We start from the raw sequence: 15,250 nt of genomic DNA, 5'->3' as shown, positions 1-15,250 counted from the left end.
TTAATAGGTTTTTATATAACCAAATTTAAACATTAATTCATCTCATTTTACGAATTTTAAAAAAATATTAGACTAATTCTTTAAAATATTGCAGTAAAATGCTGTCATTTTTTAATGTGGGTGTGAAAATTTCCAAAATACTTGGTTTTTCATTTTGAGCATATAAAGCGGTCAAACTTCTTGATAAACTAGCTTCATCGCTGGCAATACTATATTCAAAACCATACATTTTAGCTAAATGTTCCGCAGTTAAACAATGAGAAGTTTCAAAGAAAGTATTAAAAACAGGACTCTCTTCGTGTCCTGGTAAAATCCTAAAAATTCCGCCACCTCCATTATTGATTAAAATAATCTTGAAGTTCTTTGGGATATAATTGTTCCATAACGCATTGCTATCGTACAAAAATCCAATATCTCCTGTTATAAAAACAGTTTGTTTATCATCTCGTCCTAAAGACGAGACAGCCGCACCAATAGCCGTAGAAGTGCTTCCGTCGATTCCGCTAGTACCACGATTGCAATATACTTCAATCGAAGGATCAATATCTATTAATTGGGCATATCGAATCGCTGAACTATTGCTGATTTGCAATTGACTGTTGATTGGCAAACACTGCATCACTTTTTCGAAAACTTTAAAATCCGAAAAAGGAATTTTGTCTAAATAAATATCACTTTTTAGCTTTCGCAATGCTTTTACAGCGTCTAATTGCTCGAAATAATTACTTTGTGTTGATTCTGTAAGTGGCAAGAAAGTGTCAAAAAACACATTTGGGTCTACTTCAAAATGTTTTGTCAAAGCGCCAAACGTATCATACGCTCTCCAAGAATCAATATGCCAATGGTGTTTTGGTTTGTATTTTCTTAAAAAAGCCTTGATTCGTTTTGAAACGACCATTCCTCCAAAAGTCACCAATATTTCCGGACGAAAATTTTCAAAATCTTCATTCGTAAAAGGTGTAATTATCGTGTCAATATTATTGATAAAAGTATCATGATGCAAGTTAGAAGTCGTTTCGGTCAATACTACAACCGACTCGTCTTTGGCGAAAGCCTCAATTATTTTTTCACTAATAACATTCGGATCATTCACGCCAACCAGAATCATTTTTTTGGTGGAATTGTTCCAAATAGATGCATATTCTGTAACATCTTCATTGGAAATCATCTGAGTAGCATTTGCGAAAGCGACAGTATTGACTTTGACTGAAAGTTCCGAAACGGTTTCATACAAGGGCTCTTCAAAAGGCGCATTGATGTGAACAGGACCTTTTTGAGTGATAGCAATATTAATCGCCTCGTTGATTTTTATATCATTCTCGACTGACACATCCTCATGCAAATTAGCATTGTATAGTGAATGGTTTTCGAAAACATTTTCTTGTCTAATCGTTTGTCCGTCGCCAATATCAATTTTGCTTTGCGGTCTGTCTGCCGAAATCACAACCATAGGAATCTGGCTGTAAAATGCTTCCGCAAAAGCTGGGTAATAATTCAATAAAGCCGAACCGGAAGTACATACTAATGCCACTGGTAGCTTGGTTTGTTGTGCAATTCCCAATGCAAAAAATGCAGCCGAACGCTCATCAGCAATACTGTAACATTGAAAGGCGGGATTGTTTACAAAACCAATTGTAAGCGGGGCATTTCTAGAGCCCGGAGAAATAATTATGGTGGTGATTCCTTTGGCCAAACAAATTTCAATAATGCTTTGTGCTAAAGGTATTTTGGGGTAAATCATTGTGTAAATTTTCTGAAATACAAAGTTACAAACTTGCAACCCTTTTTCCTTTATTTTTAACGGTTATTTCTTAATTTTGAAGCAAATAAACAACACATGGAAATTAGATTACGAGCTTATAAAACGGAAGATACTCAAGCTATTTTAGACATAATTAATTACAATATTTTGCGCTCCACAGCGCTCTATGACTACAACATCCGAACCTTTGAGCAACAAAAAGCCATACTCGAAGAAAAAATTGGAAAAAACTTTCCAGTCATTGTAGCGGAATTAGATGGGACAGTTGTTGGTTTTGGAATGTATAGTGAGTTTCGTTTTCGCGAAGCCTATAAATTTACGGTGGAACATTCTGTTTATGTCAACCAAGACCACCATGGAAAAGGTATTGGAAAAATTCTGCTGCAGGAATTAATCCGTCTTGCTAAGAATCAAAAGTTACATACCATGATTGCCGTAATTGATGCTGAAAATCAAAGCAGTGTAGAATTTCATGAGAAATTTGGTTTTAAAACTGTGGGAATCATCAAGGAATCCGGTTATAAATTTGATCGTTGGTTGCACTCTGTGTTCATGCAATTGATTTTAGAATAAAACGAATTTTATCATCATGTAGCTCATTTTGTGCTATGTTTTGACTTTATGAATTTTATAACTTTAAGACTTGCTACTTTATAGTATATTTGCGCAACTAAAAATTTCATGGATTATACCTTACTTTCATCGCCTTTACAGGGATTTACCGACTTTCGTTTTAGAAATGCCCAAAACAAATTATTTGGAGGAATTGACACTTTTTACTCGCCTTACATTCGCTTAAACGGAAAAATGGTTATCAAACCGTCTTACGAACGCGACCTGCTTCCAGAGAATAATCTTGATTTAGAGGTAATTCCACAAGTGATAACAAACGATGCCGATGAATTTTTATTTGTGGCAAAATATGTTCGGGAATTGGGGTATAAAGAGTTAAACTGGAATTTAGGCTGTCCGTATCCTATGGTGACCAAGTCTGGCATGGGTTCCGGCTTAATAAGTAATCCAGAAAAAATCAATAACATTCTTCACAGAGCACACAATGAATCTGATATTATTGTGTCTATGAAAATGCGTTTGGGGTATGAAAACAGTGAAGAAATTCTGGATGTTTTACCTATTTTAGATACTTACCCTATTAAGAATATTGCGATTCATGCACGTATTGGAAAGCAATTGTATAAAGGTGGCGTGAATCTCGATGCATTTCAGTTATGTGTAGATAATACCAAACATAAATTGTATTATAATGGTGACATAACCTCGGTGGCTAAATTTCATGAAATGCAGGAACGATTTCCAAGCATCGATCATTGGATGATTGGTAGAGGATTAATTTCGGATCCATTTTTACCCAGTATGATAAAAAACAATACAGTAGAATATCCTGCCAACAAAATAGAATTGTTCAGTGCGTTCCACGATACTTTGTATGCTATTTATAGCGAATCACTTTCTGGTTCAACACATATTCTATTGAAAATGTACCACTTATGGGAATATTTTTCGGCTACGTTTTCAAATCCACATAAAGTTTTAAAGAAAATAAAAAAAGCACAAAGTATTCGAAATTATGAAGCTGCTGTTGCGGAAATTTTCAAAAACGAAAAATTCTAAAGAAAAAAATAAACCTTTAAGAAATTAAGAAAAATTAAGCTCTGAGTTGTAATGTAAGTTAATTTCTTAATGGTTCAAATTTTAAAAATATTTGATATTTTTTACTGAAACCACAAAAAAAAGAGATTTTCATTTGACTGAAAATCTCTTTTTTTATTTAATAAATATTAGCAAATTAGCGGTAGAAAATTATGCCTTTATCCAATTTAATACTTCTGGATCTGTTACTAAAGTTTGCGGAGAAATAACTTTTTCTAATTCTCCGTTTTCGTTAATTAGGTATTTTTGAAAATTCCATTCTACTTTCGAATCTTGCAAGCCATTTTTAGATTTTTGAGTCAAAAACTGATAAATAGCCGCCATATCATCTCCTTTTACAGAAATTTTATCCATCATTGGGAAAGTTACTCCGTAATTCATTTGACAGAAAGTAGCAATTTCTTCATTCGTTCCAGGCTCTTGTGAAGCAAAATTATTAGCTGGAAAACCTACAATTACTAACCCTTTGTCTTTGTATTCTTTATAAACTGCTTCAAGGTCTTTGTATTGTGGAGTCAATCCACATTTTGAAGCCGTATTTACAATCATGATTTTTTTACCTTTCAAAGAAGCAAAATCAAAACTTTTACCTGATAAATCTTCTACTTTAAACTGATAAATTGTTTCTTTAGTAACTAAGGGTGTACTCATTTTATTTTCAGATTTTTGTGGTTGTGCCTGGTTTTGACAACTAAATAACATCAAAGCGCAAGTCGCTATGTATACTAGATTTTTCATAATTGAAATTTTTCATAAAATTAAATAAAAATTTGTTTTATCAAAGTATTTTTTAGTTAAACAGTAGTTAAATAAAAAAGAAACCTGACACTATGAAAATGCCAGGCTTCCAAACAAATAAACAACAAACCTTAATGTGGTATTTAAAACGTATAGGTTATTTTTCCTTTCATAAAGAAAGGCGTTCCTGGAGTAAAATGAATTTCTTCGACACTCTCTGGTTCATTTTGAAGCCTGGATTCAGTGGCAAATTGTGTTTCGTTCCATTCTGTATCAAAAATATTCTCTACTGCAATTCCGAAATTGATATTCTTATATTGGTAATTAACATTTAAATCCGAAATAAAGTAGCCTTTGGCAACAATAGAATTATCTTCATTTGCCGGACGATTTTTTAAATAACGATACCTAATTCCTCCTGAAAAACCATTAAATTTTTGGAAACTTAATCCTCCAGTAGTTGTGAAATCTGGTGCTAACGGAATGTAATCTTGCCCCTTTGGTTCATCTATACTTCTGGCGTACGTATAATTTGCATCAGCATCAAAATACAACCAATCGTTCAATTGGTACCGTAAACCAAGCTCTGCTCCCATACGTTTTGATTTTCCGCTTGGCTCAATAATTCCGGCATCTCCCACATAAACAAACTCCTGTTCCAAAAACAAATACCATAAAGCTGAATTAACGATTAACTTTGGAAATGGTTTCCAAATGGTACCCACATCCGTTCCTATTGCCGTTGGTAAAATTTGTTTTCCACTGTTTTGAACCACTACACGGGCATCATTCGAATGAAAACCCATTCCTGATTTTACAAAAAATTGCAAGTTGTTATTTTGCGAGTAAATGAAATTCAATTTTGGAGAAAACTTAACTTTGGATTCCGATTGGGTTTTGTAATTCTCCATTAATTTATCCTGATAATTGAATTTGAAATAATCCAATCGAATCGCCGGATTAATCATCAGTTTCCCAAAATTGAATTCTGAATTCAAATACGTAAACAAATTAGTCTCATCAATATCTCCTAATTTTATATTCTCAAGAAGTACACTTCTGTTTAAAGTGTGAGACAGTTCAGTATCTGTTGTAGCATCGGCGCGAAAACCAGCTCCAAATTGCAACAAAACATCTGTTTCATTTATTTTTGTTTTCTTATTCAACTCCGCATTCATTCCATATATATCGCGGTTTTCTTTCTGTTTAATTTGGTCCCCATTAATTGGATCTTCCAAAAAGAATGTAAAATTAGAATACAATTCAAATTGATAATTCGAATAAAAAGCATTGGCTTTCAAAAATGTATTTTCATCAATTGGTTTGCTCAAACTCGCATTAAAATTAGTTCGCGATGTATTTCCCCCTTCGGTATCATCAACAGCACCAAATCTCGAAATTGTTCCATTATCAACCAAACGTTGCGGAATTTGTCCCGAAGCGTCCCATTTGCTGGAAAAGCGAGAAGCCAAGATTGAAAACTTACTATTGTCACTTAATATAGCTGAATATTTACCTAACAGATTGATCCTATTAAAATTTTGGGGAGAATCAAAAGGACCATCTGTTAGAATATATTCTGTGGCAATGTAGGCGCTTTGTGTTTTTTGGTTGCCTAAAAGATTAAACAATCCTACTGTTCTCAAAGTATTGAATTGTCCTACCTCTACCCCAATGCTACTTTTTTCTATTTTATCTTTAGTTTGGAAAGCAACGTATCCTGCCGTAGCAAAATCCCCTTTGTTGGCATAATACGTTCCTTTTCCAAAATCTATTTTTTCTACCGTTTCCGGAATAACAAAATGTAAATCAGCATAACCTTGACCATGTGCGTGAGACACCATATTTACTGGCATTCCGTCTACTGAAATTGCAATATCTGTTCCATGATCAATATCAAAACCTCTCAAAAATATTTGCTCAGCTTTACCTCCGCCGGCATGTTGCCCGATGAATAAACCAGGAACTTTTCTAAGAATTTCTTGAGAAGAATTCACTGGGGTGGTTTGCAAATCTATTTTTGAAATAACATTCATCGCCGAAAGTTTTGGTTGAATTACAATTTCATTCAATCTAAAAATATCATCTTCAATGATAATTGTATCATCAGAGGAAACAATAGTATAATTCGTTTTTTTATATCCTAAGGCTGTTATTTTAAGAATATCACCAATACTTGTTTTATCAATGCTAAAAAAACCAAACTCATTTGTATGTGCATGACTTTCTGAACTTGTATTGATTAAATAAGCATTCTCAACTGGATTTCCATCCTTATCTAACACTTTTCCTTTTTGGATTTGGCCGAACGAAGCTACTCCAAAAAGAGTAACTAACAATAAAATAATATTTTTCATACGCTATAATTGATTTACCTTTTTCTCGAAATTAGGCCCCAATTCGTATAAACTGGATAGTAATTCCTCCTTAATAGGTTTCGTTTTTAGTGCTAAATTATTTGATTTGTAAATCATTGCCAAGTGGTATTGCACCTTTGGTTCAAAGGATTTTCCAACCACATGGTTCTGAGCAATTTCTAATGCTTTTTTATTTTCGCCAACATTTAAATATGCCCAAGCTAATAAATCATAAGAATCAGCTGTAGGTCTGTGATCAACTTCTATTTTAGCAATCTCTAATGCTTTTTGAGCTGTTTGTTTGTCATCAGCATAAATAAGAGCATTGTATTTATTGTACATTGCACCATAATTATTTTTCTCCATCATGGAAAAATAAGCATTTCTGTTTTTTACTTCCTCAATTTTATTGCCTTCAAATTGAGCAATTTGAGATTTTAATAAATAGAAATCAGGTGTATTATGTGTAGCTGCAATAGCATCAATAATTCTGTTGGCCTCGTTTATATTACGTTCTTTTGAGAATACAATCCATGCAATTCCTTTTAAAGCATAGGAATAATTAGGATCTAGCGCTAATGTTTTTAGGAAACTGTCATATGATTCCTGAATTCTTCCTGCATGACCATAAAAATCACCCAAATTAGAATAGGACCAGATTTTTAGCACTTTATTGTCTTCTTTTTCAGCAATATCTCTTGCCTTTTCCATGAAAGTTATTGCTGTTTCTAAATCGCCTTTATGATCGTTCCATTTTGCCAAGCGAATCAAATAATCAAAACTATTCATATCTCTAATCGCATTCAAATTTTTAACGGCTTCAGGATAATTTCCCAATTCCATTTGAACGTCGAACAATAGTTTTTGAGTTTCTTTTTTTCCTTCGCCTATGGCTAAAGCTTTAGTGGCTAGTTCAAGTGCTTCCTTAAACCTATGTTGTGAAATATAATTTCTTGACAATGATCGAACAGTGGAAACCCTTGAATAATTGTATGCTTCATTTGATTTGGTCAATAAATCTTCAGATTTATATAAGTTTTTGATATCACCGGTATATTCAAAAAGTGTACTGTAATTAGCTGCAAGTTGACTTAAATAACTAATTTGGTTTGGAGCAGCGTTATATTTTTTCTGCCAAAAATCAATTTCTTCATGAGCAAAAGACAACGATTTATTGTCTTTTAAACTCAAGTATTTAGAATAGTCTTCTTTGCTGGTGATTTCTTCTGATTTACTTTCACAACCTAATAAAAGTAGCGTTGTGAAAACAAAAAGGAAAGTTATTTTTAAAGTTTTCATACTCTAATTATTTTGTTTGTTTGTTTGTTTGTTTGTTTGTTTGTTTTATTAAAAAAACAGAGCGAATAATATTGCTGTAAACGCTCTGTTTTTTTTGTGGAAATACTACCAAGCAGAAGCTAGGTAAGGGAAAGTTGTTCCAAATGCTTTATCATTTGCATTTACATTATCTTTAGTCAATTGTGGATTAGTAGCACCAGTTGGTCCACCAAAAATCAATAATAATTCAACATCTATAACGTCATCTGCCAAAGCTCTTCCTGTCAAAACGTTAGTTCCGTCAAAGAAAGTTGTGGGTGCTGTTTTAGACACTCCTAATACATCTGTTGCTAAAAGACCTGTAAGCTGCGCGGCAGTTTGTCCTAAAGCATTTGTTGTATATGCAGGATTCAAAGCCAATAATCTGGATTGAAAAATAGGTTGGTATTTTGCTCCCATTGCCGATGGAATTGCAGCATTGAAGTCATCTTTAGGTTGTCCTGAAGCAACGAATACCGTATTAATTGCCGGTCTTGCCATTTGGTCTTGCTGAACAAAAGTTCCAGAAAAATCCAAGCTAGCTACTGGATCATTATTTGAATCGTCATTGTCACAATTTACTGAAACAACTGCAGCTACTAGTGCGATTGTTATAATTTTGAATTTATTTGTTTTACTCATGATGTTTAAATTTTAAATTTTTCGAAATCGAAAATCTTCGATTCCATGTTTTTGCTTTTTTTAAATAAAATTAATTATTGTTTTTTCTTAGTTTCAGCCCAAACACCAACAGTACTTGATGAACCCAACATTGATTTTGGAACCTCAACAACTATAGACATTACATTGGTACCAGCAAATGTGTCTGTACCCGGATTGTTAAATCCTGTAGCTGTTCCGCCAAGAATTGCTTTGAATTGACCTAAATCAAAAAAGAAAGGATCGTCTCTTGGCCCTGCGAAAAATTTCATTCCGTTTTGTTCTGCAGTCAAAGCTGCTGTTCCATATTTAGAGATAGTAACACTTCCTGAAGCTGATGCAGTTTTAACGGTACTTGAAGTTCCAGTTGTTCCTGGAGCTACAGGTCCAAAGAAATACATCTTATCATCTTTCTTAATTGCCTGAATCACTAAATCTTCAACATTGTCACCATTATTGTCAATGTTTATCTCAACCATCACATTATCTTTGAATGTGGCAGCACCAGTAGCATTAGGACTTAACAATCCTTGAGTGTTTACTGCAAATACTAAATTACTTGTGTTTTGCCCTTGAAAAGCATAAACATCCGTAATATCTCCTGCGTCTCCTGACATTGTAGCCGGTGCATCAATGTGATCCGCTGCAACTAAAATTAAGCCCGAAACCGCCAGTAGCGATAGACCTAAAAGCATTTTTGTTTTTTTCATTTTGTTTTAAATTAAAAGGTTATAAATGCATTTACGGGATTGTTTCCGATTTGGTTTTTTAAATCCTAAAAAAAAATTAAAATAATATTTAACTAATTGATTTTAAATTTTTTAAATACTTAAAAAAAGTAAAATTATTTTTATTTTGATGTTGGTAACTATATATTATGTTATTTTTAATTAAGATTGTATAAGTTTGTAATTGTAAAATATAAGATATGAGTCAAGAAGAATTGTTAGTATTAATTTATAAGAAAGACGAAAGGGCATTTACACATTTATATGATATGTATTCCAAAAGTTTATTTTCGGTTATTAATGTTCTTGTAAAAAACAGAGAAGAAGCAGAAGATGTGCTTCAGGAAGTATTTGTAAAAATTTGGAAGAATATTGATTCTTACCATGAGAGCAAAGGAAGATTCTACACTTGGATTCTGAATATTGCCAGAAACACTTCTATTGATAAGCTGCGTTCTAAGAATTTTAATAATAGTCAAAAAAACCTTTCTACTGATAATTTCGTAAATCACTTTGAAGACAGTTCTAAACTATCAGACAAAGTGGATACTATAGGTTTGCAGGAATTTGTAAAAAGACTGAAACCAAAATGTATTCAAATAATTGATTTACTGTTTTTTAAAGGCTACACCCAACAGGAAGCTTCAGACGAATTGGCAATTCCTTTAGGAACGGTAAAAACGCAAAATAGAAATTGTATTAACGATCTAAGAAATTATTTGAAAGTATAATGGAAACAAAAGAATATATTGAATCAGGAATTCTGGAACTTTATGTTTACGGTTTATTAAGTGAAACTGAAAACGAAGAAGTTACAGCTATGGCAAAAAGTAACCCGGAAATAAATGCTGAAATTATAGCTATTGAAAAAGCGATTATTGCAATCTCATCAAGCTTTTCACCATTTCATTCGGTAGCTAATTTCGAAAAAATAAAAGAGAAATTAGAACTGAAACATGCCGAAGTCATTCAATTAGAGCCTACTAAAAATAGATCTCAATACATTGGATGGGCAGCAGCTATCCTATTATTGGTTGGTATTGGTTACCAATATAATCAGTTGAATCAGACGTCAACTCAGGTTGCGAATACTGAAATTGAAAAAGCCAAATTAGAAAAACAGTTTAATGTCTTAAAATTGAAAAATACGGCTAATGAAACCAGTTTGGCAGTTGTAAGAGACACTAAAAATACTGTTGTAGCTCTTGGAGGACAAGCAGTTGCTCCAGAATCTTTTGCAAAAGTATATTGGAATCAAGATACTAAAGTAGTTTACATTGATGCTGCAGGTTTACCAGAGCCTCCTGAAGGAATGGTGTATCAGGTTTGGGCATTGAAATTAAGCCCGTTGACTCCTACCAGCATTGGATTATTAGAAGACTTTAATACAAATGAGCAAAAATTATTTGCAGTAAATAATGCCAATGAAGCAGAAGCTTTTGGTATTACACTTGAACCTAAAGGAGGAAGTTTAACTCCTACACTGGAACAATTATATACGCTAGGAAAAGTCTAAAAACTCTTTTCTTAGATACTAAAAAAGGTTCAACTGCAAAGTTGAACCTTTTTTTATGGAATGAATATACCTCTTTTCTGATAATAAAATTTTAATTGGATTTAGTCACTTTTGCTTGACCGTTCTCATTTACTCCACTACTGCTTCCTACTGACCCATTTTTATTAACATGATTAGGATTACTGGTGGTAATCTGACCGTTCTTAGTTACAACTGCAATATTATTTACAATTAAAGTAGACGTAATACTTCCAATACAAAAACTTCCGTGTGCATCTTGATTAGCGGTGATTATTGTGCTTCCTGGGCCAATAATATTTACTGTTGTTCCACTTATTGTTGCTACTGATAGATTGCTACTCATATAAGTGAAGACTCCAGAACTGTTACTTAAAGGTGGAATAATAGTATAATTGGTATCAAAATAAGTCTTAGTAGTATTATTAAAACTACTTATAGTTGGTGCCGAACAGCTAATGATAGCTACAGAAATTGGTTTTCTAGCACTTTCACAGTTATTTACTGTTTGCGTTACATAGTAAGTTGCCGAAGTTAAACTGGTTGAAGATAGTAAAGAAGTTCCTCCTGAACTTCCTAAATACCATTTTATATTGGTTCCTGTTACAACCAAATCTGCAACGGTAGCTGGCGAATTAAAACTTTGATTACTAGCTGCAGGTTCTGATGGTGGTAGGCAAGTAGTTCTGGAATACGAAAATCCCCCACCATTCCCTCCCGCAGTCCATGAAAGTACTTTTAATTCTAAGAAAACATTCTCATTAATTAAATGGACCACATATGTTTTATCTACACTATATGCAGCACTATAATTAACTGCTTGTTGCCAAGTTCTATAAGTTAAGTTCGTATAGTTTGTCAATAAACCCTCTGCCCATTCCGTATTTGAAGGAGAAACTCCACCAAACCTACTTTCTGCAGCAATGTTAAATAAGCCTTGATCATTTGCCCTAGTTAACTTTACAGTATTAGTCAGAACATCCTGATTCTGAACAAGAGTATAATCAGCATAATTCGCCTTACTAAAAGTTATTGTTGGCCCATTCCAAATTACGGGAGTTGTGGTTACTTTAATTGCTCCTGATGGATTACTTACTAAAATGGTGTTGTTTCCAGAAACTACAACGTAGTAATAACTAGTCCCTAAATCAGTACTAAGAGGTGTATAAGAATTGGTCGTAGCGCCACTAATTAGTATTCCGCTAGTATTGCTATTATTTAAGTTTTTGTACCATTGGTACGTTATACTATTTCCAGTGGCTATAACATTTAAACTATTTACGGAACTATTTTGAATTACTGTTTGATTACTATTGGAAGGCTGAGAAGTAATTTCAATACCTACACGAACATACCCAGAAACATTGCTAGCGCAAGTGGTTGTAGCGGAAGAAATAACTGCATAGTAATATAAAGTTCCTTCTGCTGCTGTACTCGGGGTATAAGTTTTATTAGTTTCTCCTAGAAGTAATGTTCCGTCTGAATTAGATTTTGTAGTATTACTATACCACTGGTATGTTGCATCAGGATCGCTAGACAAAACACCAAGACTGGCAGGCGTACCTCCCAATATAACAGACTGGTTGTTGGGGCTAGGTTGAGTTGCCAATGCACAAACACCGTAGTAAAGTCCTTGTTTGTATTCAATTGTCTGGCGTGGATTGGTTAATACCGTTGCAAATAAGATTAACTCACTCACATAACCATTATAAAATACTTGTCCTGAAGCAAAAGTCTGATTTGCACCAATTGCTACCGATGTCGCCGCAGAAAAAGTCCCGGTGTTAAGATTTGCAGTACCATCGATGGCTCCATTGGCATATAAATTTATTTGTCCAGTTGTTCTATTTCTAGTCCAAGAATGTAACCGTATTGAATTATCGTTTACGGTTGTATTTCCTGCTATAGAATTATCCGACGGACCGTTTCCTGCAGTGAATTTATTATTGTAAATACCATATGCAAAGTCTGTAGTGCCACCGGGCTGCTCAGAACCAAATATACCATTCATGTTAAACCAGCTTCTAGCAAGGCCACTCCTATTATTAAAACCGGAGGCATTATATACAAGACAACCTGTTAAGTCATTATTAAATACAGTGGAATTAACTACTAAAAATTGCGATCCTGAAAAAATTACCGTTGGTAATCCATTTGATCTTTCAATAACTCCTGTAGTAATAATTTTTGGTTGATTTAAAAGTGCATTTTGAATTGCATTGTTTCCATTCCCACTTTGGTCATACCAAATCGTCAAAAATCCATCTCCTGAACCAACAAATGATGTTAGTGAATTGGCATCTAAATTTCCATTGCTATCAAAACTGATATTTTGAGTCGCATTGTCAACACTGCGTCTTACCTGTATGGCACTACCAAGGTATAAGCTGCTTAGTTTTCTCAAACTATAAGCTCCAGCCGCCGGTGTAGCACTCGTAAGCCCTACATTGTCTAACGTATTTTGGCAATACCCTTCAAAACCAACAAAGATCAGAATAAAGAGAACTATTTTTTTATAAAACTTCATGGTATAACTGTATTGAAAACTATTCATTAATAAAATAATCAAATTGAATTCTGTCATTTACCGACAAGGAATACGAACCATTATTAGCAGGGATGTAAGTTAATGTAGTTCCAATCCAGCTATAAGCAGCATTACTAATTCGAATACCATTCACATACATTTTCACTTTACTATTTATTGATGGAGTTTGAGTCAACATAAAACTATTTTGAGTTGCTGTAGCTGATATTTCATCTGCAACTTCACGAACAGGAGCTGCTCCTGTTGAAACACTTCCATTCGCCATCAAATACTGCGAAGCGGTTCCACTTGGTGTTTTGTATCCAGTAGCCGTAATTATAGCACTTGTATTTACATTGGTTACAGCGGTGTAAGAACCGCTTCCATCAGAACCTAATTGAATTGTGTTAGATGCAGTAACAATGGCATTAGCACCAATGGCAACCGAATTTGTAATACCATCAAAACTTACATCTGCACGATTACCAATTGCAGTATTTTGAGAACCGGAAATATTATTCAACAAACTTAAACCTCCTATGGAAACATTATCGCCACCAGATACATTTTTGGACAATGCTATATAACCAAGTACAGTATTTCCATTTCCACTATCATTTAATGCTAAAGTTCCTCTACCTATTCCTGTATTTGCATAACCAGCATTAGCTTCCAAAGCTCCTAATCCAACGGCAGTATTAGAGTTTTCGTTAAATTTCCCTCTTCCTACCGTAACTCCATTAATAGTTGCGTCTGAAGTAAAAATTTTAGTTCCCGCAATGGTTTGATTCGTTGTTAAATCAACAAAATTTGTACTTGTATTTGCACTCATATCGGCAATAGCACTTGTAACAAAATTCGTTGTAGCAATTTGTGTTGTAGCAGTTCCAGCTGCAGGAGTTGGAGCGAAAGGTGTTCCCGTGAATGTTGGTGATTCCAAAGGTGCTTTTGCATTTAATAATGTTTGTGTTATGGAATTCGAAGTTGCAATATTTACATCTACATACGTTTTAGTAGCTTTTTCGGTTGGAAATTTCAAATCTGAATTCGAAATCAGAGTTCCATCTGTACTTTTATTTACTGCATCTTCTTTAGTGGCTTCAGCTAAAGTCGCACGATTAGTCTCCGTAGTGATTGCTGATGCATTTGCAGATTCCGCTAAAGTTGCTCTTTCGGTTTCTGAAACCAAATTTGTAGCAATAGTATTTTCAACAGTAGTTGCTCTTGAAATCTCATTGTTCAAAACCAAAGAATTGGATGAAGAACTCGCATCCACATACGTTTTAGTCGCTTTTTCGGTTGGAAATTTAACATCCGAATTCGAAGCAAAACTTCCATCCGAACTTTTATTTATTGCATCCTCTTTTAAATTCAATGCCAATTTTGAAGCAGTGCTAATTGGTTTATTCAAATCAGTAGTGTTATCAACATTTTCAAGTCCCAAATTAGTTTTAGCCCCAAGAACTGTAACGGCATTTGTACCTCCATTTTCTATAGGAACCACTCCGGTAACATTTTCGGCATTTTTAGCAAAAAAGGCGGTAGGAACTGAGTTAAAGGGCTGATTACTTATTTCAGTAAATGAGCTGCAACTTCCATTAGTATTAACAGCCACTATCAATTTTTTGCTGACAGCATTCCATACGATTTCATCAAAAGAAGATGCATACCCAGCTGTTTGCGATCCCGATCCAATGATCAAATTGACCATTCCAAATTCATCTGTTTTTGTTTGAATCACTTCCTGATATTCTACATTAGAATATTCGTCAACAAATTTAAACAACATACAAATGTCTTTACTGACTAAAAAAGCATTTGGATTATTTACTCCAGGCAATTGTTGTCCCTGTGGATTCAAAATTACAGCCTGATAAGTTATACCATTAGTTTGCGCAAAATTTTTGGCACCAATAAAAAGGAAAATAAGTAGAATTATTTTTTTCATAATTAAAT

At 33.8% G+C, this 15,250-nt stretch carries 12 protein-coding genes; 4 read left to right on the top strand and 8 right to left on the bottom strand.

The window, feature by feature from the left end; translation table 11 throughout:
- Positions 1–67: 67 nt before the first annotated feature.
- Entirely contained in the window at positions 68–1,741 is a 1,674-nt protein-coding gene (menD, locus tag G7A72_RS00970) for a 2-succinyl-5-enolpyruvyl-6-hydroxy-3-cyclohexene-1-carboxylic-acid synthase (protein ID WP_165151082.1), read from the bottom strand.
- 96 nt (positions 1,742–1,837) lie between these two features.
- On the opposite strand from menD, the gene G7A72_RS00965 reads away from it, so the two are divergent.
- Together G7A72_RS00965 and G7A72_RS00960 are read left to right on the top strand one after the other, a co-directional pair.
- The gene (locus G7A72_RS00965; protein ID WP_165151081.1) at positions 1,838–2,335 is read left to right on the top strand and encodes a GNAT family N-acetyltransferase; all 498 of its coding nucleotides are present in this window, start codon (positions 1,838–1,840) and stop codon (positions 2,333–2,335) included.
- A gap of 108 nt (positions 2,336–2,443) precedes the next feature.
- Entirely contained in the window at positions 2,444–3,394 is a 951-nt protein-coding gene (locus G7A72_RS00960; RefSeq protein ID WP_165151080.1) for a tRNA-dihydrouridine synthase, read from the top strand.
- 189 nt (positions 3,395–3,583) lie between these two features.
- Here the strand turns inward: G7A72_RS00960 and G7A72_RS00955 are convergent, their stop codons facing one another.
- The 5 genes from G7A72_RS00955 to G7A72_RS00935 form a co-directional block, all read right to left on the bottom strand.
- On the bottom strand, positions 3,584–4,084 hold the full coding sequence (locus tag G7A72_RS00955) for a glutathione peroxidase (RefSeq protein WP_371807563.1): 501 nt from the start codon (positions 4,082–4,084) through the stop codon (positions 3,584–3,586).
- Positions 4,085–4,314: 230 nt separating this feature from the next.
- Positions 4,315–6,528 (bottom strand): TonB-dependent receptor, encoded by a 2,214-nt coding sequence (locus G7A72_RS00950; RefSeq protein ID WP_165151078.1) that lies wholly within the window; start codon positions 6,526–6,528, stop codon positions 4,315–4,317.
- Positions 6,529–6,531: 3 nt separating this feature from the next.
- Positions 6,532–7,827, bottom strand: coding sequence for a tetratricopeptide repeat protein (locus tag G7A72_RS00945; protein WP_165151077.1), 1,296 nt, complete (start codon positions 7,825–7,827; stop codon positions 6,532–6,534).
- Positions 7,828–7,932: 105 nt separating this feature from the next.
- Positions 7,933–8,487 (bottom strand): DUF4331 family protein, encoded by a 555-nt coding sequence (locus G7A72_RS00940; protein WP_091170361.1) that lies wholly within the window; start codon positions 8,485–8,487, stop codon positions 7,933–7,935.
- Positions 8,488–8,561: 74 nt separating this feature from the next.
- A complete protein-coding gene (locus G7A72_RS00935; protein ID WP_165151076.1) occupies positions 8,562–9,215 on the bottom strand; it encodes a DUF4331 family protein in 654 nt (217 codons plus the stop codon).
- A 218-nt stretch (positions 9,216–9,433) separates the two neighbouring features.
- On the opposite strand from G7A72_RS00935, the gene G7A72_RS00930 reads away from it, so the two are divergent.
- Together G7A72_RS00930 and G7A72_RS00925 are read left to right on the top strand one after the other, a co-directional pair.
- On the top strand, positions 9,434–9,964 hold the full coding sequence (locus G7A72_RS00930; RefSeq protein WP_091170368.1) for an RNA polymerase sigma factor: 531 nt from the start codon (positions 9,434–9,436) through the stop codon (positions 9,962–9,964).
- Positions 9,964–10,749 carry an anti-sigma factor domain-containing protein gene (locus G7A72_RS00925; RefSeq protein WP_165151075.1) on the top strand — a complete coding sequence of 262 codons (786 nt, stop codon included), beginning with the start codon at positions 9,964–9,966 and terminating at the stop codon, positions 10,747–10,749. Before G7A72_RS00930 ends, G7A72_RS00925 begins: the two co-directional genes overlap by 1 nt.
- 91 nt (positions 10,750–10,840) lie before the next feature.
- Here the strand turns inward: G7A72_RS00925 and G7A72_RS00920 are convergent, their stop codons facing one another.
- Together G7A72_RS00920 and G7A72_RS00915 are read right to left on the bottom strand one after the other, a co-directional pair.
- Positions 10,841–13,321 carry a hypothetical protein gene (locus tag G7A72_RS00920; RefSeq protein ID WP_165151074.1) on the bottom strand — a complete coding sequence of 827 codons (2,481 nt, stop codon included), beginning with the start codon at positions 13,319–13,321 and terminating at the stop codon, positions 10,841–10,843.
- Positions 13,314–15,242, bottom strand: a complete 1,929-nt coding sequence (locus G7A72_RS00915) for a hypothetical protein (protein WP_165151073.1) — start codon at positions 15,240–15,242, stop codon at positions 13,314–13,316. The genes G7A72_RS00920 and G7A72_RS00915 overlap by 8 nt, the downstream gene beginning before the upstream one ends.
- Between the last annotated feature and the right edge of the window lie 8 nt (positions 15,243–15,250).

The sequence above is a fragment of the Flavobacterium sp. Sr18 genome (genome assembly GCF_011064265.1).
Classification (GTDB): domain Bacteria; phylum Bacteroidota; class Bacteroidia; order Flavobacteriales; family Flavobacteriaceae; genus Flavobacterium; species Flavobacterium petrolei.
This window is presented reverse-complemented; position numbering and strand designations above follow the sequence as displayed.